Raw genomic sequence first — 20,230 nt, forward strand, 5'->3', positions numbered from 1 at the left:
CCTGGCGCGGATGAGTAGTGGGTCAGTCTGCGAAAGCCACAACCACGAAGGGAACGAAGGTCCACGATGGAAACCAGGAAACTCGCAGCCTTCCTGTTACGTCGTGTGCTCCGGTCTATTCTCTTCGTTCTTGGGTGATACTGAACGACTACTATGGGCTTTGCGGTTTGACAACTTCCCTGCCCGCCACGTACTTTCAAACTTCTGCCCTGTTGGTTCGTCCAATCGTGTGTATTGCGCAGACGCTGGTGAATGCGTTGGAGGTCCGATGAGAAACTTCCCGATGAAATCTTTTCTGACGAAAACTTTTGTGATGAAACGCAGTGCGACAACAATCGTTCTTTTCTTCTTTGTTTTCTCAGCGTTCAGCGCCGCGCAGGATGTGGCGTCGTTCGAGAAGCGCATCACGGTCAAGAAGTTGCCCAACGGACTTACACTCGTGATCTGCGAACGCCCGGAGGCTCCGGTTTTCGCTTTTGACACGCTGGTCGACGTGGGATCGGTGCAGGATCCGATGGGCGAGACCGGGCTGGCGCACATGTTCGAGCACATGGCATTCAAGGGCACCGACAAAATCGGCACCACGGATTATGCCGCTGAAAAACCGGCCCTGGAGAAAGTGGAGGTAGCGTACGCGGCCTACATTCGCGAGCGCGATAAGACCGTGGGCCGCGATGAAGCGAAATTGCAAGAGCTGGAAAAAGCCTGGAAAGATGCCATTGCCGCCGCGGACAAATTTGTAGTCGGCAACGCCTTCGGCAAGCTGGTAGAGCAGAATGGCGGCGAGGACATGAACGCCAACACCAGCTATGACGAAACCGCCTACCACTATTCGTTGCCGGAAAATCGGCTGGAGTTGTGGGCGTACCTGGAGAGCGAGCGCTTTCTGCACCCGGTGATGCGGGAGTTCTACAAAGAGCGCAACGTGGTCATCGAGGAGCGCCGGCTGCGCACTGACAGCAATCCCATCGGGCGGCTGATTGAGCAGTTCACAGAGGAAGCTTTTGCGGCGAATCCCTATCATCGCCCGACGATCGGATGGATGTCAGACCTGAACACTTTTTCCGCCACCGATGCGAAGAATTTTTTCGACAAATATTATGTGCCCGCGAATATGGTGGTCGCGGTTGCGGGAGATGTGAAGGCGGCTGACGCCATGCCGGTCCTCGAAAAATATTTCGGCCGCTTGCCGGCGCGTCCGCAACCCGACGAACGCACGACCACTGAGCCGCCGCAAAACTCCGAACGCAGAGTTGTCCTGAAAGAACGCGCGCAACCCCTTTATCTTGAGGGTTATCACCGGCCTGACTACCGCAGCAAAGACGATGCGGTGTTTGACGCCATCACCGATTTGATGTCGGAAGGGCGAACCTCGCGGCTGTATCGCTCGCTGGTGCGGGACAAGAAAATCGCATCGTTCTCGGCGGGATTCACGGGCTTGCCCGGCACGAAGTATCCGCACCTGTTTGCGTTCTATGCGTTCCCGCTCCCTGGTCACACCACCAAAGAAGTTGCGGATGCGATCCATGAAGAGATCGAGAAGCTCAAAAAAGAAGACATCAGCGACGACGAGTTGAAGATGATTAAAACGCGCAGCAAAGCCAACCTGATTCGCGGACTCGCCGAGAACGAGGGCCTCGCCACGCAACTTGCGACCTACCAGACGCGCTATGGCGATTGGCGCGAGTTGTTTCGATCGGTGGATCGCATTGACAAGGTGAGCAAGGCGGACATTCGGCGCATCGCGAACGAGATTTTTGTCGATACCAACCGGACGGTGGGCGTGATCGAGACTGGCGGGGGTGGTGCTCCGGGCGGCGCGGAGCCTGCGAGCGATGCGAGCAGCGGCAGCCAGGGAGGTGCGCAATGAACCGGACTTCGTTTCTGATCATGCTGATCGCCGCGGCGCTCTTCACTATTCCGCATGCAGCGGCGCAGGCGGACAACTGGAAGCAAATCCCCATTCCGCCATTGCCCGCGTTCAAGCCGCAGCAGCCGAAACGCATTCAGCTGCCGAATGGCATGGTGATCTTCCTCCAGGAAGATCACGAACTGCCGCTCATTGACGGCACGGCACGCATTCGCGGCGGTTCGGTGAATGAGCCGGCCGGCAAAAGCGGACTGATGGACATTTACGGTGAGGTCTGGCGCACCGGCGGCACCAAGACGCAGACCGGCGATCAACTCGACGACTTTCTCGAAGTGCGGGCCGCGAAAGTGGAAACTGGCGGCAGTTCGGATTCGACAACCATCGGTTTTTCATGCTTAAAGGGCGATCTCGACGACGTTTTCAAGGCGTTCCTGGACGTGCTGCGCAATCCGGAGTTCCGCGCCGACAAGATCGATATCGCGCAGAAGGAAGAGGACGACGGCATCTCGCGGCGCAACGATCAGGTTGGCGAAATCGCGCAGCGCGAAACGGTGAAGCTGGCTTACGGTCCCGACAATCCTTATGCCCGCGTGCCGGAGTACGCGACCGTCGCCGCCATCACGCGGCAGGACCTGATCGACTGGCATGCCAAGTATGTTCATCCCAACAACATCATTCTAGGCATCAGCGGCGACTTCGATTCAGCGGCGATGGAAGCCCGGTTGCGGGCCGCGTTCGAATCGTGGCCCAAGGGACCGGTGGCGCCGAAGAACAACTTCAAGTACACGCCCGCCGCCCCCGGAAACTACCTGGTCGAAAAAGATGATGTGAACCAGAGCACGATTCACATGATTGGCCTGGGAACCACGCGCGACAATCCTGACTATTACGCGATCAGTGTTTTTAACGAAGCCTTTGGCGGCGGTTTTTCGTCGCGGCTGTTCAACGACATTCGCACCAGGCGTGGGCTGGCTTACGGCGTGGGCGGAGGCATTGGAACGAATTTTGGGCATCCCGGCATTCTGCAAGTTTCGATCGGCACCAAGAGCCAGAGTACGATCGAAGCGATTCAGGCCACGAGGGAAGACATCGCCGATCTCGCCACGCAGCCCATCACCGACGACGAGATTCAGCACGCTAAAGACGCCATCCTCAACGCATTCATCTTCCGTCTCGATTCACCCGACAAGATTCTCGGCGAGCGGATGACGTACGAATATTACGGATATCCGCCCGATTGGCTGGACAAGTATCAGGCGGAGATCAAGAAGGTCACTGCCGCCGACGTGAACCGCGTGGCCGCGAAGTATATGCACAAGGATCAATTGGCGGTGCTCGTCGTCGGCAACACGAAGGAGTTCGATAAGCCGCTGTCGACGCTCGGCTCGGTGAAGAACATCGACATTACGATTCCGCCGCCGCCGGCAGAAAAGGGCGACACCGCGAAGCCGGCAGCTTCGAATCCTGAAGGCAAGGCGCTGGCGGCAAAAGTTGTGGCCGCCATGGGAGGGCTGCCGAAACTGAAGTCGATTAAGACCGTACACGTCGACATCGCCGAGAGCGACAATGGCGCCCCTCCCAGCCCGGTCGATGTGATGATCGAATTCCCCGATCGCATGCACGTCGACGTACAGACGCCGCAGGGTGCGCTGACGATTGTCGCTGCGCCCGAGGGCGCGTTCATGAGCATGGCCGGGATGGGCACGCGCAGCATGCCTCCGGCGCAAACCAACGAAATGCTCTCGCAACTGCATCACGATTTGATTTATGTGGCGCAGCACGCCGACGATCCGGCATTTACGTTCACCGCAGCGGGCACAGAAAAGATTGGCGATGTGGACGCTGCCATTCTCGATATCGGCGGCGCCATTCCCTGGCTGCGCTGGTACATCGATCCGAAGAGCGGCTACATTCTCCGCGAAAAATATAAGGCGATGGGGCAGGCGGGACCGTTCGACGGCGAGACCGAACTCGCCGACTGGCGTACCGTCGACGGCCTGACCATGCCCTACAAACACGAGAATAAACAGAATGGCGAGCAGACGAGCAGCGCGGAGTTCAAGAAGATCGAACTGAATCCCACGCTGGATGCGAAGATTTTCGAGAAGCCCGCGGAGAAACCGGCCGAAAAACAATAAAAGGAAACGCGAAGCCGTCGGCCGTCACTATGCTCTTGATGAGCCGGCCCGGTGTTAAGAATCGGGCCGCTGGAATGCAGAATCTCGTTCACTTTTCTTGAACCTCTCTTGAATTTAGGAGACCCTCCATGCCTCAGATTACTGTCACGGTGGTGGATCACACCAATTCGCCGCATCTCATGCCTCTGATCCAGAACCATCTGGCGGATATCTTCAACGATCTCCTCTCTTCATCGTCTGAGTCGGGGGTAGTCAATATACGAACCATAACCATGCCGCCCAAGGCCGAGGACCAGAATCTGGTTCTCCATTTCGTGGAGAATATCGCCAATTCTTATGTGGCCGCGAATATGCCCGGTCCACCGATTAGTGCGGTAGACGGAGGCGTGACGCGCCCCAGGTCGGACAAGACGGGCTCGGAGTTTTACAAATTTCCAACCGATGAAAAGGGCAATTCCCGGGGGCAGTTCCGAGCCATCGGCTATGCCAAGCTCGCGGCCCATGAGGCCATGCACAACGTGAGCCGATTGAATAATGACACCCTGCATCCCCAGGGAGGTATCGGTGGGAAACCACCGACTCTTCCCGTGAACGACGCGAACCGAAAGGCCTTTCAAGCCGGCATGGGAAATATTCCTAAACAGTTGTTGTGACCGCGCCGGCTTTTGCCAAGACAATTCGGCGACTTCCGACCGCTATCACGCCCGCGTCGCTTTGTTCCCTTTCCGAAGTGTCTGCTCAAGGAACAGAGCGAATGCAGTAGGCGGTTCCGGGTATCCCTTGCCAACTGTCGGGGATCGCTGGCGGATTGCCTGGGCAGGCTGCAATTACTTTCGTGGCGTGGGCGCTTGCGAAGGCCTTGTACGCATTCTCTTTTATCTCTGGCGGCGAGTTCCAAAATTCCTCGGAACCGTGGTTCATCGCCATGATCTCGGCGACGACCTTCAACTTCGCCAGGCGAGCCCAGTAAGCGCCAGTTCCGTCGCCGATGACCGCGACTTTATCTCCAGGGCGCAGGCCGAGGCGCTGGAGTTGCTGGGCGGCAATTACGTCTTCCCATGTGGAGTTCGGGGCAACCCCGGGAATCGCGTAATGATGGGTGAGCACCCGCAGGGTATAGTCGATGGTGTTCAGCGACATGGTGACGAAGACGGCCAGCGATAGGCATACTACCGTACGTTTTTGCTCGGCAAGGAATTGACCGGCCCAGAACAACGAGAGGAAAATCACCAGAACGAAGCCACCAAAGAAGCGATCGTTATCGACCAGCGGAAGATAGATTGCCATGCCGGTGAAGGCGAGCGCGAGCACGGGCCATAATCTCGCCACGTTCGCCCACCATGCGAGACCGCCGATCAGGGCAAAAACAAGAACCCCCACGACCAATGCGGGCTGGTCGCGAGTGAGAAGACGGAATTCACCCGGAATTGTAATTCGAAGGACGTCGAGCTCCGGCTTCACACGGAAGTGGCCTTGTATTCCTTCATTCCAATAGGAAGGATCTGTCCACGGCGGGTAGGTGCCACTCACCGGACCATCGAACTCAAAAACGGGGGGATGATCGAGAAGTTGTCGCGTTGTATGCGCCGGAGTCCCGGTGTAGGGGCTCCCCTGCCAATTTCGGTGTGGCGGGCGCGGAGTAGGGCAAACGTACCACGCGAAGTTCACTCGTCCTGAATCGCCAAAAGTAAATCTTCCCTTCTGCTTCGAGAGCAGGAATATCAGTGGCGAAGACACACCGAGAAATACTAAGGCAGCCACCACCACACCGGTTCGCCAATTCGCGTCGGAGCGATTCCAGAAGTAGGCAAGGGCCAGGGCCACAAAACCGAGCGGGAACAGCACCGCCTTCGTCCAATATCCGATGCCGAGAATAAGACCAAGAAGCGCGAAGTTTCCGAGCGAGTTGATTCTTCCCAGTGAGCGGACTCGTTGGAGACGGACAAGCTTGCCGGCAATCGCGAGAAGACAGGCGACGACGGCGAGGTCGGGGGTGATCTCGTAAATGGGATCTACCTGTAGGGCAACCCACCAAAACAGCGGGTAGGCGAGCAAAACCAGAGGCCAATCGGGAATGCTCTCGATCGAGTTCGCGATGGTGGCGCGCAGTGCAATCAAGCCGTGAAGTAGAAAGCGAAACGTCGCCAGAGCGATTGCGTAGACTCCGAAATTGACCGCATGAACCAGCGGAAACTCCCACGCCGGCGAAGGCTTGAATATTCCCAGCACCGTGCCGATGGTCCACGCATACAGAGGACTCCACCAGGCGTTGATGGCATTCGCCCAATCGTGCCGGAAGAAGGAGCTACCGACATCCAGATAGGACATGCCGTCGGGGTTCATCGCATAACGTCCGGTCCAGGTGTGAAGCAGACCAAGTAACAGCGTAACCACGGCGAGAAGATGTTCGAGCCGACGGTAAGAAGACGACCGGCCTGGAGCGTTCTGGACTTTGAGCATTTCGAGAAGGGATTGGGCCACCACTATACCAAAGGCCGTGACAAACTTTTTGCCTTACAGTCTTGACACCAGCTTTCTGAAAGACTATTTTAGGCGAATAAAAGGCGAACACGATATGCCCTCCCTGCCGCTGATGCCGTTTCCCGACAAACCTCGCCTGATCGGCATTGCCCGGCTCGCCGCCGAGGGGGAAACGCTGCGCGAAAGCCACAACGTCGAGTATTTCACGCTGCCCTCGAAGTCGTTGCTGAACCGCTGCGTCAGCAATCGGTCCATGCCATTCACGTGGACCATCAATCCTTATCGCGGCTGCGAATTCGGATGCCGCTACTGCTATGCCCGCTACACCCACGAATTCATGGAGATGCGCGACGGCATGGAGTTCGAGCGAAAGATCTACGTGAAGCAGAACGCCGCAGCGTTGCTGCGGCACGATCTGCGCCGGGTGAAAGACGGCGAATCGATCGCGCTTGGGACGGCAACCGATCCTTACCAGCCTGCCGAACGCCGCTACGAAATCACACGCGGGATTCTGGAAGAGTTCGTCCGGCATCGCGGGTATGAACTCGGCATCGTGACCAAGTCGAACCTGATTGTGCGCGACCTGGAACTTCTGCAAGAAGTGGCAAAGACGAATCGCCTTTCAGTGCACATGACGATTACAACTCTCGATACCGCGCTGGCGCGCATTCTCGAACCTCGGGCTCCCCGTCCTGATCTTCGCATCGACGCAGTGCGCGCTCTGAGCCAGGCAGGCGTGCGCGTGGGCGTGAGTTGTTCTCCGGTGGTGCCGGGAATCACCGACGCGTCGAAAGATTTGGAAAACGTAATTCGCGCCGCGGCCGAAGCTGGAGCCGAGTATGTTTTCGCGAATCCACTTTTTCTGAAGCCCTGCTCGGCGGCGGTATTTATTCCGTTTCTGGAGCAGAATTTTCCGCATCTCGCGGAGAGTTACCGGCAACGATATCAAGATCGCGTGTTTCTTCCGGCGGCATATGGCAAGCGGCTGTCGCAACTGGTCGCGCGGTTGCGCGAGAAATATAAGGTCACGCGCAGTGATCGTGTTGAGCGCAGCGCTTTCGCGACCAAGTGGCCGGCGCAGGGCTTTGATGAGCAATTGAATTTGTTTTGATTTCTGCAGAGTCAAAATCATTACCACAGGGGACACAGAGAGACACAGAGGAATCCCCGACTCTCTGTGTTTCTTCGTGCCCTCTGTGGTTAAAGATTTCGTTTTTGATCGATCATTCCCAGCATTCCTCGATCCTCTATAATTCGGTTGAACGTCATGGCTACCGCCTCCCCGTCCGCAGCGCCCTCCACTCAACCCGCCACTTTCGGGGAGAAGCTGCATCGTTTCTGGCGACGCGTGACCGACGGTCTGGAGGTCAGTCAACTCTGGTCGCAGTTCGAGAGCGAGGCTCGCACCAGCTACCGGTTGTACTCCAAAGATGTCGAAGCCAAGACTCCGGAAGGACTTACCACTCGCGGCCGCCATGTGCATGTGGTCAAGGAATTTTTCTGGGCAGTGTTTGAAAAGCTCTCGCCGGCGCGCCGCGTGCTGCTGCTGCTGGCGCTGATTCTGTTGGTGATCCCGCACGCCGGCCTCGACTACAGCGGGCACGACGGCAAGGGCTTCGCGGTGGAAATCGATTTGCACTTCTGGGCGGCCCTGGTGTTGCTGCTGCTGCTGATGCTGGAGATCGCCGACCGGGTGGTGATGAAGCGCGATTTGCAGATCGCGCGTGAGATTCAGACCTGGCTCTTGCCAGGCGTGCCGCCGCAGATTCCAGGACTCACCATCGCCTACGCGACCCGGCCCGCCAACACCGTGGCCGGCGATTATTACGATGTGTTTCCGCGGCCCGGCCGCACCCTGGAAGAAAATCGCGTGGTGCTGGCCGTCGCCGATGTGGCCGGCAAGAGTATTCCCGCGGCCATGCTGATGGCAACATTTCAGGCCAGCCTCAAAACGCTTTCCACGGCGCAGGTCGCGCTGCCGGAGCTGGCCGTGAATATGAATCGCTATGCCTGCTCGAACAGCCAGGGCGGGTTGCGTTTCACGACCGCCTTCCTCGCGGAATACGATCCCGTGCGCCGCACAGTCGATTACATCAACGCGGGCCACAACAATCCCATCCTGCGCCGCGTCAGCGGACAAGTGGAACGCCTGGATGTGGGCGGCCTGCCCTTCGGGATTTTGCCGACGGCGACCTACGAATCGGCGACGGTCACGCTCGCTCCCGGCGATTGGCTGATCATTTTCACTGACGGCCTGCCCGAAGCCGAGAACACCAGCCAGAGCGAATACGGAGAAGGCCGCCTGCTGAACGCGATCGCAGCCTCGGCCTCGGTCGATCCCGCTGAAATGCTGAAGCGGCTGATGGCTGAAGTCGATCTTTTTGTCGGCAACACGCCGCAGCACGATGACGTGACCTGCATGCTGTTGAAGGCGGTTTGATCCGCAATTCGCAAATTCCAGCCAGGCTGCAAATTCCTGCATCTTGACACGCTCTCGCTGGAATGGGATGTTCGCTGCTTCTGTGCGGCTTGGGCCGCCAGACAAGCAATTCGGCAAGGAAACCAATATGTCACGGCACCAATTCTGCATTGTTTGGAAAATAAGCGTCGCTCTGCTTGCGGCCCTCCTCTCAGGCGGCCCACTCGCTGTTGCGCAAACGGAAGGCACGTTGCACAACTTCGGCAGCGGCACGGATGGAAACACTCTTTACGGCGGCGTGACTTCCGACGCCTCGGGCAATCTTTACGGCACTACCTTCAACGGCGGAGCGCACGCCAACGGCGGAACTTACGGCGCGGGCACGGTGTTTGAGCTTTCGCCCCAAGCGAACGGGAGCTGGAGCGAGACCATCCTGCATAGTTTTGGCCAAACCGGAGACGGCACGGGCCCCGCCAGCGGCTTAGTGTTTGACGCCGCCGGCAATCTTTACGGCACGACCGAGTATGGCGGCGGAAGTACGGGTTGCCAGGGCGGATGCGGCATCGTCTATCAATTGCGTCCTCCCGCGGTCAAAGGTGGCGCATGGACCGAGTCGGTGCTCTATCGCTTCGAGGAGCAATATCGCGGAGACAATCCGCTGGGCGGCGTCATTCTCGATTCTGCCGGCAATGTCTATGGCACGACGGTTTTCGGTGGAGGCGACGACACTGGCACCGTCTTCGAACTCAGTCCGAAAAAGGGCGAGTGGAGTTTGAGGATTCTTTACAGTTTCGGTTCCGCGACCAGCGACGGGAAATATCCTTACACGTCTTTGACGATGGATTCCTCCGGCAACCTGTACAGCACGACGTCGCAGGGCGGAGCCTATAACATGGGCACGGTGTTTGAGTTGTCGCTGCAACCCAGCGGTGCGTGGCAGGAAACGATTCTGCACAATTTCAATCCCAGCTCCGGCGACGGCTCGGATCCGATTGCGCCACTCGTCTTGGCGAATGGCAACCTGTATGGCGCGACGACTCAGGGAGGCGCGCATAATCTTGGCACCATCTTTGAGATGAAGCCCGCGCAAGCGGGAACATGGACTGAAAGTGTCCTCTATAGCTTCGGCGCGAGTAGCAGCGATGGTTCCGATCCCTGGGGTGGACTGGTCATCGATGCTGCGGGCGACATCTTCGGCCTGACGAACCTGGGTGGCGGCTACCAGGAGGGTACGGCATTTAAATTAAGCGCCAGCAACGGCGCCTGGAGCCAGCACGTGCTGCACAGCTTCGGCCACGGAACCGACGGAAAGTTTCCTGCGGGAGGATTGGTTCTGACTCCGGCGGGCAACATCTACGGCGCATGCATCCAGGGCGGCGTGTACTACACGGTCGAAGATAAGGGCGGCACGGTTTTCGAACTTCGTACGAAGTAGATTTCTCCTTTCCTGTGCGTCCTCGGCGTACTCCGCGGTTTTCCTGCATTCCGCGAGACATCCATTTGATTTGCCGATCGATGTGCCGATTGATGTGTCGACCTTCGTCGATAAATTCTACGCGGTCGCCTGCTACGAAGCCCGCTGGTAGAGGCCAATAAGGAGTCCGTGCAAAGCGGAGCAGCGGCTGCGTGCCAAATATGGAAAAGGCGAATGGCGTTTCGGGATTGACACGAAATGTCAGCCAAATTGCCGAATTTTGCCAGCAGGCACGCAAATTGCCGAGCCTGAACTGGGCCGATAGTTACCCCTCGACTGAAACTAAAGCCCTTGTTGAAGTGGGACTTAGAACGAAGGTAACTAGCGAATTTGGCGAAGCAAGTGCAAATATCGTAACGACTGCGTCATCCGTGACCAGCAGTTAAAAAAAGACCAACGAGAGGAAAATAAAAGAGATGCGGAAACAAAAGGGTTTCTCACTGATCGAGCTGCTGATCGTGGTGGCCATCATCCTGATCATTGCAGCTATCGCGATTCCGAACTTACTGCGCGCCCGCATGGCGGCCAATGAGTCGTCTGCTGTCGCTTCCATTCGTACCGTCACCACCGGTGAAGTTACGTACCAGACCGCCTATCCGACGGTCGGCTACGCTCCGGCTTTGACCAACCTGGGCGGCGCTTTGAACGCGGCTTGCACTCCGAGCTCGACCACCGCTTGCCTGATCGACTCCGTGTTGTCCAACAACGGTAACCCGGCGGCCAGCGGTAAGAGCGGATACTCGTTCACCACCGGTACGGGCACGGTTGTGGGTGGCGTCAACTCCGGTTACACCGTAGTTGCTGTGCCGCTCTCGATCAACCAGACCGGCATTCGCGCTTTCTGCGCTGAGGAAGATGCAGTGGTTCGCGTCGACCCGGCTGGCGTTTGCTCCAACGCCGAAGCGGCCATCCTGGCCTTCAACCCCCTCAACCAGTAATAGCGTTCGATCTGGCGAATATCCGGGGAGGGTATAAAGCCTGAGAGGGCAGCGAGCTTCGGCTCGCTGCCTTTTTGCTTTTGGGTCTGATCCGGGAGGTTCTGGCCAAGGATGAACGATCCCACGCTGCAATTCCAGGTTGGACAAGGCCAGGTTGAACAAGGCCAGATTGAATGATCGGAGGTTGAACGATGAAATTGTCAATATTTGTCACGCAGGCCCAATACAGCCACAAATTGACAACCAAGGAAGCCGGTGGCGAGGCCGCCGCCAGCCGAAATCTATCCAGTATCGCGACAAACAAAGGCTTTGGCACGCTTGGAGATGTTGATCGAGGGTAGGGTTCACTTTGGCATCGCGAATGCAATCATCGTAACGACTGGGTCATCCATAACCAGCAGACTTCAAAAATTAGAAAACAGAAACGAGAGGAAAATTAGAGATGCGTAAACAAAAGGGTTTCTCACTGATCGAGCTGCTGATCGTGGTGGCCATCATCCTGATCATCGCTGCGATCGCGATTCCGAACTTACTGCGCGCCCGCATGGCGGCGAATGAGTCGTCTGCTGTCGCTTCGATTCGTACCGTCACCACCGGTGAAGTTACATATCAGACCGCCTATCCGACAGTTGGATATGCTCCGGCTCTGACGAACCTGGGCGGCGCTTTGAACGCGGCTTGCACTCCGAGCTCGACCACGGCTTGCCTCATTGACTCCGTGCTCTCCAACGACGGAAACCCGGCCGCCAGCGGCAAGAGCGGGTACAAGTTCACCACTGGTACGGGTACCGTTGTGGGTGGCGTAAACGTAGGCTACACCGTTGTCGCCGTGCCGCTGTCGATCAACCAGACCGGCATTCGCGCCTTCTGCGCTGAGGAAGATGCAGTGATTCGCGTCGATCCGGCGGGCGTTTGCTCCAACACCGAAGCGGGCATCCTGCCCTTCAACCCGCTCAACCAGTAATGCCGTTCGATCTGGCGAATGCCCGGGGAGGGTATAAGCCAAAAAGGGGCAGCGAGCTTGAGCTCGCTGCCCCTTTTTATTTGCTTGCCGCGATCAAAAGCCAAAAACGGGACGCAAGCGGCGCGCATAGCTGCGTTCTATTACAGCGACATGAATTGTCAAAGCAGTACCCTCATTTGTCACCATGCCGCTTCCGAAAGGAATAGAATCGACCGAAACTTCTTGTGCCGTGGTGCAAACCAGGCCTTGCATCGAATGACCCCAACTTGGCGTCAATCGCGGCCTTTGGCCACACAAGGTGTAATATCATCACGACGGGGTCATACGAGATCTACATAAATTAGATCTACATAAATTGAAGAAGCGCGGGGGAACAAACGAGATGCGGAAACAAGAGGGCTTTTCACTGATCGAGCTTCTGATCGTGGTGGCAATCATCCTGATCATCGCAGCGATCGCCATTCCGAACCTTCTGCGCGCGCGCATGGCGGCCAATGAGTCCTCGGCGGTCGCGTCGATTCGCACCATCACCACGGGCGAAATCACATACCAGACGGCTTATCCGACAGTAGGCTATGCTCCGGCGCTGACCAACCTGGGCGGCGCCCTGAATGCGGCCTGCGTACCGAGTTCGACCACGGGTTGCCTGATCGACTCGGTGCTGTCGAACGATGGAAACCCAGCCGGCAGCGGCAAGAGCGGATACAAGTTCACGACTGGAACCGGCACCGTCGTCGGAGGCGTAAACGTGGGCTATGTTGCCGTTGGCGTGCCGCTCTCGATCAATCAGACCGGCATTCGCGGCTTCTGCGCGGAGGAAGATGCGGTGATTCGCGTCGATCCGGCAGGCGTTTGTTCCAATACCGAAGCGGGTGTGCTGGCCTTCAACCCGCTGAACCAATAACGACGACCGAGGCGTTTCGTTCGCGGAAGTAAACCAGGATACAAGCCAGGGGCAGCGACCATTCTCTGCCCCTTTGGTTTGACGCTCCATTTTCGGGGATCATTTTTCGGCAGGCGAGGTTGACACTTTCTGTTACAAGCGGTCGCCATCTGCCGACCGACGATTACCGTCGAGGCATCACCCGGCTAAGCTGTTGATTTCATCGGGGCAATGAGTTTACTAAGGTTACCGAAGAACGCGCCGGAGTGGTAACGAGATTGCAACTTACCGGATGTGGATTGCCTCCCCGCGAGGGTTGGTGACGACAAAAGGGAAACCAGATGCGTTCAACCAAGGGATTTTCACTCATCGAGTTGCTGATCGTAGTGGCCATCATATTGATCATCGCCGCCATTGCGATCCCCAACCTAATGCGAGCGCGGATGGCGGCCAACGAGGCATCCGCAGTCGGTTCGCTTGCCGCCATCAAGAGCTCTGAAGTTACCTATACGACGGCGTATCCTACGGTTGGGTTTTCACCCGACATTGCTTCCCTGGGCGGCCCGCCGCCGTGCACGCCATCGTCCACGACCGCATGCCTGCTGGACAGTATCTTGTCTGCGGCGGTTCCCGGCAGCGCCGGCAAGAGCGGCTACGTATTCCTGGCTACCGGCCTTGTGCCGGCCGGCTCAGTCAACAATTCAGCATTTGTAGCGGGAGCGGCGCCGGTTCTGGCCCATTCCACCGGCGACCACGATTACTGCTCCACCAACGATGGCGTTCTTCGCTCCCAGCTCGCGAGCCCCGGCGACGTTCCGGTGACTACGCAGGCAGCCTGCTATGTCTTTCCGGTAGCGCAGTAGCAGTCTTGTCCTCGTAGGCTGGTCTCATATCTTGGTCTCATATCAAGATGAGAATGAATTGCCGCCCTTAGACTCGCCCGCGTCTCACGTCACCCCTTAGCCGATAACGCCGGTCACGCTTCGTGACCGTCGTAACCAGCGGAAGTGCTTTTCTACAGCCCTGTCTTGCATATAATTATTTTGGAAAATAATTTCAGGCAGATTCTGTTATTGGCACCAGCAGAACTGGCACATCAGGCGATATGTCCGCGATCGAAATCCTCGGTCTGGAAAAGACCTACCAAATAGGCTTCTGGCGCAAGCGCCCGAAACGGGCCTTGCAGCCGCTTCATCTCACCGTGGAAGCGGGCGAGATCTTCGGCTTCCTCGGGCCCAACGGCGCGGGCAAGACGACCACTCTGAAGATGCTGATGGGACTGGTCTTCCCGACAGCCGGGACAGCTCGCATTCTCGGCCAGGAATGGACCGATCCCGCCATCAAGGCGCAAATCGGCTTCCTTCCCGAGCAGCCGTACTTCTACGATTATCTGACCGCCCATGAATTGCTCGACTACTACGGACAACTTTCGGGCGTTCCCGGAAAAGATCGCAAACGGCGGGTTGACGAAGTTCTGCTGCGCGTCGGCCTGACCGACGTGAAGGGTGTGCAGTTGCGCAAATTTTCCAAAGGCATGTTGCAGCGCGCGGGAATCGCGCAGGCCATTCTGCACAATCCAAAGCTGGTGTTCTTCGATGAACCGATGTCGGGCCTGGATCCGCTGGGCCGCCGCGAAGTCCGCGATCTGATGGAACAGCTCAAGCAGGAAGGCAAGACCGTATTTTTTTCGACGCACATTCTGTCGGATGCAGAGGCCCTCTGCGATCGCGTGGCCATCATTCATAAAGGCGAATTGCGCGGCGTGGGCGCCATCGAAGACCTCACCCGGACCGTGCAGGGCAAAGTGGAGGTCATTTGGCAGGGCACGCAGATTCCGGCTTCGCTCAAAGCTCTGGGCGCAGACTGCCACGTTACGGGTGACACTGTCCGCGCCGTTCTGCCCGAGTCGCAGCAGGATGCCGCCATCGACAGCCTGCGCCGTGAGCGTATCCGTCTGATCGCGATTACGCCGCTGCGCACCTCTCTCGAAGCCTACTTCGTGGAGAAGTTGCAGGCCTCGCGGGAGAACATGGAGAACACTGACGTCGATAAGACCAGCGCGGAGAAGACGCAGGGGACCGCCGTATGATCTCGCGCCTCGGCTACATTGCGTCGAACACTTTCCGCGAAGCCGTCCGCGATCGCGTGCTCTACAACTTGATTGCGTTTGCGTTACTGCTTTCGGGAGCCGCGATTTTTGTCGGGCAGATTTCCATCGAGATCGAACGGCTGGTCGTGGTCAATCTCGGCCTTACAGCGGTCTCGCTTTTTGGCGTGGTCATCGCCATCTTCATTGGGATTGGGCTGGTATCAAAAGAGATCGAGAAGCGCACGCTTTACACCGTGCTCTCGCGCCCAGTTCGCCGCTGGGAATTCATTGTCGGCAAGTTCCTGGGCCTGGCCGGAACGTTGGTAGTGAACACATTCTTCATGGCCGTCGGAGTATTCGGCGCGCTGCTTTATGTGGCGCACAAATTTTCCAGACCGGACGCCCTGATCCTGGTGGCGCTCTATTTCATCGTGCTGGAATTTCTGATTATCTGTTCGCTGGCCTTGCTGTTTTCGTCGTTCTCGTCGCCACTGCTCTCGGCGGTGTTCGCATTTTCCTTGTTCGTGATTGGCTGCTTTGCCGACGACCTGCGCGGATTCGCCGCGCTCACCCACGGCATGACGCGTTGGATCGCCACGGGCGCGGCTTATCTGGTGCCGAATTTTTCGGCGCTCAATGTGATCAGCACCGTGGCGCACCAAGAATCGGTGAGCGGACAACTCATATTGCAGAACTCGCTCTATGCCCTGTTCTATGCGGGGATGGCTCTGAGCGGCGCAGTGCTGATCTTCGAGCGCAGGAATTTGAAATGACTTCTGCGGGGCGCACCACTGTGATCGCGGCCACCTGCCTGGCCGTGTCGATGAGCGCCAGCGTTCTGCTGCTCCACAACATCGACCGCATCCGACCGCAAGCCACCTTAGAGGACACGCTCTATATCGACTCGCCCAAGATGATCAAACACGCCAGCCTGGGCTTCGACGGCCTGATGGCTTGCATCTACTGGACGCGCACCGTGCAATACTTCGGGCACCGCCACTTCACACGCGCGAAAAGTTATAACCAGCTTGCGCCCCTGCTCGAGATCACCACCACGCTCGATCCGCACCTGATTCCGGCCTACGAGTTTGGCGCGAGTTTTCTGGCGCCCCGGCCTCCCGACGGCGCGGGCGAACCGGCGCGCGCCATTCAGTTAATGGAATATGGCATCGAGCACAATCCCGACAACTGGCGGCTCTACTACGATCTCGGCTTCGTCTACTACACCGAACTTCAGGACTACGCCAAGGCCGCCGCGACCTTCGAGCGCGGCTCGAAGGTTCCCAACGCGCATCCCTTCATGAAGATCATGGCCGCGCAGATGGCTACGCACGCCGGCGATTTCTCCACCGCCCGCATGCTGTGGACCGCGACCTACGAATCCAGCAGCGAAGCCAACATCAAGCAAAATGCCGTCGAACATCTGCGCGCCATCAAGGTGGACGAAGACGTCACCAACCTGCAAGCCGCCGTGACGCGCTACACGCAGCGCACCGGCGTGGTTCCCTTCAGCATGGCAGAACTGGCCGCGTCCGAACACATCCCCGGCGTCCCCGTCGATCCCGACGGACATCCCTACGTCCTGACCTGGGACGGCCAAGTGCAGGTTCAGAATCCAGACGACTTCCCTTTCATCACCCAGGGCCTGCCGCCGGGGTATGTGGCGGGGACGCCGAAATTTCATAGCAAGAATTAGACGCCGCAAGTTCTTGCATCTTGACAGCCTCGGCTCCCCAGAAGCAAAATCCAGAATCTCTCGGTCGGCTCCTGCGAATCCCCTTCGCCAGTCGTCTTTGAATGTTCGATCGTGGAATTTTCAATCGTGACCGAAAGGATATTCCCGTCAGTGGAGATTTTCGGATGAAAAACGCCAGCGGTTCCTTTCAGCCAAGCCAACCTGCTATCGCCACCAGAGCCATTCCCGCCAGAATTATCCGGTATGCGCTCAGTCTGATTTTTCTTCTGGTCGGACCCGCAGCCTTTTCGCAACGTGCCTACGAAGTGGTTCACCAATTCGGGGTCGCTGATGGATCCACGCCGGTCGGCAACATGGTGATCGACTCATCAGGCAACTTGTACGGAGTAACCATGGCGGGCGGCACGAATAGTTTTTGTGATTATCGTACCGGATGCGGCACGGTGTTTAAGCTTTCTAAAACTTCGACCGGCGCCTGGCAGGAAACGGTCCTCCACCGCTTCACCGACGGAAGCGACGGCGGCCAACCGCAAGATGGACTCGCCATTGATGGAGCTGGGAATCTTTTCGGTACCACGTCTGCTGGCGGCTCGGGTGCCGGTACCGTGTTCGAGGTGAGCCCCACGGCCACTAGTGAATGGAAAGAAACGGTGATCTATGCCTTCCAGAATCAGGCGGACGGCGGAGAACCATACGGCAAGGTGACGCTGGATGCCGCCGGAAATCTCTACGGTACAACTCCTAACTTCGGAGCGTACGGATATGGGAACGTCTTCCGGCTCTCGCCCGCCCCGGGCGGCGGTTGGACCTTCACCGTGCTATACAGCTTCACTGGCCCCAGCGACGGCGGTTCCCTCGGCGGCCTAATTCTGGATGCTGCGGGCAATTTATATGGCGCCGGGGGAAGCGCCGTGTACGAGCTCTCGCCAACCGCTTCCGGCGAATGGACGGAGATTATTCTTCACACCTTCAACCAGACAGATGGGGCCTTCCCCGTTGGCGCTCTGCTTTTTGACGCGGCGGGCAATCTCTACGGCACGACTCAGCGCGGTGGCGACTTGACCGGCTGCGGAAGTTGGGGCTGCGGTGTGGTCTACCGGCTGTCCCCGAACTCCTCGGGCGGATGGACGGAAACTGTGCTCATCACCTTCCCGCCCGGCGCCAGCGGTAACGGCGGCGCTGCCGGAGCGAATCCCGTTGCTGGTCTTATTTTGCATGGGGCTTTGCACGGCGCTCTGCACGGCGGCGATCTTTATGGCACGACTTATGCCGGCGGGCGGTGGTCTCACGGGGTGGTGTTCAAACTCGCACCCGACTCCAGCGGCGCCTGGCACGAAACTATCGTGCATACGTTCGATGCTGATGTTGCCCATGGCCTCGGCCCCTGGGCCCCGGTGATTTTTGACGCCTCGGGCGACCTGCTCGGAACGACAGCGGGCGGCGGCAACCTGACTGGTTCCGGAGTCGTGTTTGAGTTGACTCCGTAGATCAGCAGCGGGGCGCTCCGGCGCCCGACCTGAAGCAATCTATTAAAGATCCGCAGAGACGTAGCTTGCTACGTCTCTGCGGATTCCTTTAATGGGCCGATGAGCGACGACTAACGGCCAACCACGATTTCCCCGTTTGACGCTGCTCTCCCTGAGTCTTTACACTCAGCATTAACGTTGTGTGAAAACGGTCCGTTCTCTCTTGTTCGAGGAGCGCGGACAGGTTCCAGCCAGAGCACCGGAACGTCGAAAGGGAAAACGTGAGTCCCACAGAAACAGTCGGCGCGAAGAAAGACGCCGCGAATGAATCAGGTGTGAATGAAGCCGCCGTGAAAAAAGCAGGAAAATCCGACGAATCCAGGAAAGACGACGCGAAGGACGAGGCCAAGGACCGAGTGAAGAGCGACCCCAAGAACGAGGCCAAGAAAGAGGCCCCCCAAGATGCCAAGCAAGACGGCGTCAAGCGCGAGATTTCGGTTGAAATCCCGGCCGACGAAGTCGCTCGCGAACTTGGAGTGATTATCCAGAAGTATCAGAAAGTGGCGCGGCTGCCGGGGTTTCGGGCTGGGCACGTGCCCGCGTCGATCATCAAACAGCGCTTCAAGGAAGACCTGAACAGCGATGTGGTCGAGGCGCTGGTCCCGAAATATTTCCGTAGAGAGGCCGAGAAGCAGGGCTTGATTCCCGTCTCGCAGCCGCAGGTCACCGACTTGCACATTCATGACGGGGAACCGCTGCGCTTCAAGGCGAAATTCGAAATCCTGCCGGAGATCCCGGTCGAAGGCTACAAAGAACTGCGGGCCGACCATCCTGAGATTGTCGTAACCGACGAAGAAGTCGAAGCGGCGCTGAACAACGTGCGCGAGCAGCACGCGACTTTCACTTCCATCGAAGGCCGTCCGCTGGCCGACGGCGACTTCGCGCAGGCGTCGATGGATGGCAAGCCGAAGTTGGATGTTGGCAGTCCCCAGCCCGGCGACGCTAACCCCGTACACATGGACGAAGTCCTGATCGAAATCGGCGGCAAGAACACCGTGCCGGAGTTCACAGAAAATCTGCGCGGTGCCAATGCCGGAGATGAACGTCAATTCGAAGTCGTCTATGCCGAAGATGTCAGCGATAAGCGCCTCGCGGGCAAGACTTTCGTCTACACGGTAAAGATTCAGGCCATCAAGCAGAAGAACTTGCCCGGACTCAACGACGACTTCGCCAAAGAGCTGGGAGAATTTACCAGCCTCGATCAGGTGCGCGAACAGATTCGCCAGAACATGCAGCACGAACGCCAGCACGACGCCGAGCGCGAAGCCAAAGACAAGCTGGTTGCCGAACTGGTGAAGCGCAACGATTTCGAAGTGCCGGAGTCGCTGGTCGACCGGCAGATCGATCTTCGCCTAGAGCGCGGCCTGCGCGCCCTGGCGGCGCAAGGGATGAAGATGGAGGACTTGAAAAAGATGGACCTGCCGCGCCTGCGTGTAGGCCAGCGCGATCAGGCGGTGCAGGATGTGAAGTCGTCGTTGTTGCTGGAACGGGTCGCGGATCTGGAAAAAATCGAAGTCGGCGAGGACGAAGTGAATCGCGAAATTCAAGCTCTCGCGCAGCAGTCGAAACAGACTCCGGAAGCGGTTCGCGCTCGTTTGACACAAGAGGGTGGCCTCGATAGAATCCGAAACAGAATCCGCAGCGAAAAGACCCTCGATTTTCTATATCGCCAGTCCGCGTAACACCAGAAAAAGACGCGGACCACTTTCGATCCTCCCCATGCGAGACAGGCGTTAGGTTGGGGCGGAGTGT

General features: G+C 57.9%; 17 protein-coding genes. 16 read left to right on the top strand and 1 reads right to left on the bottom strand.

Annotated features, from left to right (window positions below; genetic code table 11):
- Positions 1–283: 283 nt before the first annotated feature.
- From VGM18_08405 to VGM18_08415, 3 genes are all read left to right on the top strand, one after another.
- Positions 284–1,870: a pitrilysin family protein gene (locus tag VGM18_08405; protein HEY3973010.1), complete on the top strand. Its 1,587-nt coding sequence runs from the start codon at positions 284–286 to the stop codon at positions 1,868–1,870.
- A complete protein-coding gene (locus tag VGM18_08410) occupies positions 1,867–4,008 on the top strand; it encodes a pitrilysin family protein (GenBank protein ID HEY3973011.1) in 2,142 nt (713 codons plus the stop codon). Before VGM18_08405 ends, VGM18_08410 begins: the two co-directional genes overlap by 4 nt.
- 128 nt (positions 4,009–4,136) lie before the next feature.
- A complete protein-coding gene (locus tag VGM18_08415) occupies positions 4,137–4,661 on the top strand; it encodes a hypothetical protein (GenBank protein ID HEY3973012.1) in 525 nt (174 codons plus the stop codon).
- Positions 4,662–4,746: 85 nt separating this feature from the next.
- On the opposite strand, the gene VGM18_08420 is transcribed toward VGM18_08415, so the two are convergent.
- Positions 4,747–6,489 carry a hypothetical protein gene (locus VGM18_08420; protein HEY3973013.1) on the bottom strand — a complete coding sequence of 581 codons (1,743 nt, stop codon included), beginning with the start codon at positions 6,487–6,489 and terminating at the stop codon, positions 4,747–4,749.
- Between the two features lie 94 nt (positions 6,490–6,583).
- Here VGM18_08420 and VGM18_08425 point away from each other — a divergent pair, with 94 nt between their 5' ends.
- From VGM18_08425 to tig, 13 genes are all read left to right on the top strand, one after another.
- On the top strand, positions 6,584–7,600 hold the full coding sequence (locus VGM18_08425) for a radical SAM protein (protein HEY3973014.1): 1,017 nt from the start codon (positions 6,584–6,586) through the stop codon (positions 7,598–7,600).
- A gap of 156 nt (positions 7,601–7,756) precedes the next feature.
- Entirely contained in the window at positions 7,757–8,929 is a 1,173-nt protein-coding gene (locus tag VGM18_08430) for a PP2C family protein-serine/threonine phosphatase (protein ID HEY3973015.1), read from the top strand.
- A 127-nt stretch (positions 8,930–9,056) separates the two neighbouring features.
- Entirely contained in the window at positions 9,057–10,343 is a 1,287-nt protein-coding gene (locus tag VGM18_08435) for a choice-of-anchor tandem repeat GloVer-containing protein (protein HEY3973016.1), read from the top strand.
- Positions 10,344–10,798: 455 nt separating this feature from the next.
- Positions 10,799–11,320, top strand: coding sequence for a prepilin-type N-terminal cleavage/methylation domain-containing protein (locus tag VGM18_08440; GenBank protein HEY3973017.1), 522 nt, complete (start codon positions 10,799–10,801; stop codon positions 11,318–11,320).
- 191 nt (positions 11,321–11,511) lie between these two features.
- Complete coding sequence (locus tag VGM18_08445; GenBank protein HEY3973018.1) at positions 11,512–11,661, top strand: hypothetical protein; 150 nt, start codon at positions 11,512–11,514, stop codon at positions 11,659–11,661.
- A 101-nt stretch (positions 11,662–11,762) separates the two neighbouring features.
- Positions 11,763–12,284: a prepilin-type N-terminal cleavage/methylation domain-containing protein gene (locus VGM18_08450; protein ID HEY3973019.1), complete on the top strand. Its 522-nt coding sequence runs from the start codon at positions 11,763–11,765 to the stop codon at positions 12,282–12,284.
- Positions 12,285–12,666: 382 nt separating this feature from the next.
- The gene (locus tag VGM18_08455; GenBank protein ID HEY3973020.1) at positions 12,667–13,188 is read left to right on the top strand and encodes a prepilin-type N-terminal cleavage/methylation domain-containing protein; all 522 of its coding nucleotides are present in this window, start codon (positions 12,667–12,669) and stop codon (positions 13,186–13,188) included.
- A gap of 320 nt (positions 13,189–13,508) precedes the next feature.
- Entirely contained in the window at positions 13,509–14,030 is a 522-nt protein-coding gene (locus tag VGM18_08460) for a prepilin-type N-terminal cleavage/methylation domain-containing protein (GenBank protein ID HEY3973021.1), read from the top strand.
- A 242-nt stretch (positions 14,031–14,272) separates the two neighbouring features.
- A complete protein-coding gene (locus VGM18_08465; GenBank protein HEY3973022.1) occupies positions 14,273–15,256 on the top strand; it encodes an ABC transporter ATP-binding protein in 984 nt (327 codons plus the stop codon).
- The gene (locus tag VGM18_08470; protein HEY3973023.1) at positions 15,253–16,029 is read left to right on the top strand and encodes an ABC transporter permease; all 777 of its coding nucleotides are present in this window, start codon (positions 15,253–15,255) and stop codon (positions 16,027–16,029) included. The genes VGM18_08465 and VGM18_08470 overlap by 4 nt, the downstream gene beginning before the upstream one ends.
- A complete protein-coding gene (locus VGM18_08475; protein HEY3973024.1) occupies positions 16,026–16,952 on the top strand; it encodes a tetratricopeptide repeat protein in 927 nt (308 codons plus the stop codon). The genes VGM18_08470 and VGM18_08475 overlap by 4 nt, the downstream gene beginning before the upstream one ends.
- A 164-nt stretch (positions 16,953–17,116) precedes the next feature.
- Positions 17,117–18,439: a choice-of-anchor tandem repeat GloVer-containing protein gene (locus VGM18_08480; protein HEY3973025.1), complete on the top strand. Its 1,323-nt coding sequence runs from the start codon at positions 17,117–17,119 to the stop codon at positions 18,437–18,439.
- A gap of 260 nt (positions 18,440–18,699) precedes the next feature.
- Positions 18,700–20,160, top strand: coding sequence for a trigger factor (gene tig / locus VGM18_08485; protein HEY3973026.1), 1,461 nt, complete (start codon positions 18,700–18,702; stop codon positions 20,158–20,160).
- Positions 20,161–20,230 lie beyond the last annotated feature (70 nt).

Source organism: Candidatus Sulfotelmatobacter sp. (genome assembly GCA_036500765.1).
Lineage (GTDB): Bacteria > Acidobacteriota > Terriglobia > Terriglobales > Acidobacteriaceae > Sulfotelmatobacter.

Excerpts from the sequence above, each read along its gene's own strand:
- VGM18_08455 (HEY3973020.1), top strand. The coding sequence starts at position 12,667 with ATGCGGAAACAAGAGGGCTTTTCACTGATCGAGCTTCTGATCGTGGTG.
- VGM18_08460 (HEY3973021.1), top strand. The coding sequence starts at position 13,509 with ATGCGTTCAACCAAGGGATTTTCACTCATCGAGTTGCTGATCGTAGTG.
- VGM18_08465 (HEY3973022.1), top strand. The coding sequence starts at position 14,273 with ATGTCCGCGATCGAAATCCTCGGTCTGGAAAAGACCTACCAAATAGGC.
- VGM18_08415 (HEY3973012.1), top strand. The coding sequence starts at position 4,137 with ATGCCTCAGATTACTGTCACGGTGGTGGATCACACCAATTCGCCGCAT.
- VGM18_08475 (HEY3973024.1), top strand. The coding sequence starts at position 16,026 with ATGACTTCTGCGGGGCGCACCACTGTGATCGCGGCCACCTGCCTGGCC.
- VGM18_08470 (HEY3973023.1), top strand. The coding sequence starts at position 15,253 with ATGATCTCGCGCCTCGGCTACATTGCGTCGAACACTTTCCGCGAAGCC.
- VGM18_08430 (HEY3973015.1), top strand. The coding sequence starts at position 7,757 with ATGGCTACCGCCTCCCCGTCCGCAGCGCCCTCCACTCAACCCGCCACT.
- VGM18_08445 (HEY3973018.1), top strand. The coding sequence starts at position 11,512 with ATGAAATTGTCAATATTTGTCACGCAGGCCCAATACAGCCACAAATTG.
- VGM18_08440 (HEY3973017.1), top strand. The coding sequence starts at position 10,799 with ATGCGGAAACAAAAGGGTTTCTCACTGATCGAGCTGCTGATCGTGGTG.
- VGM18_08480 (HEY3973025.1), top strand. The coding sequence starts at position 17,117 with ATGAAAAACGCCAGCGGTTCCTTTCAGCCAAGCCAACCTGCTATCGCC.
- VGM18_08405 (HEY3973010.1), top strand. The coding sequence starts at position 284 with ATGAAATCTTTTCTGACGAAAACTTTTGTGATGAAACGCAGTGCGACA.
- VGM18_08450 (HEY3973019.1), top strand. The coding sequence starts at position 11,763 with ATGCGTAAACAAAAGGGTTTCTCACTGATCGAGCTGCTGATCGTGGTG.
- VGM18_08425 (HEY3973014.1), top strand. The coding sequence starts at position 6,584 with ATGCCCTCCCTGCCGCTGATGCCGTTTCCCGACAAACCTCGCCTGATC.
- VGM18_08435 (HEY3973016.1), top strand. The coding sequence starts at position 9,057 with ATGTCACGGCACCAATTCTGCATTGTTTGGAAAATAAGCGTCGCTCTG.
- VGM18_08410 (HEY3973011.1), top strand. The coding sequence starts at position 1,867 with ATGAACCGGACTTCGTTTCTGATCATGCTGATCGCCGCGGCGCTCTTC.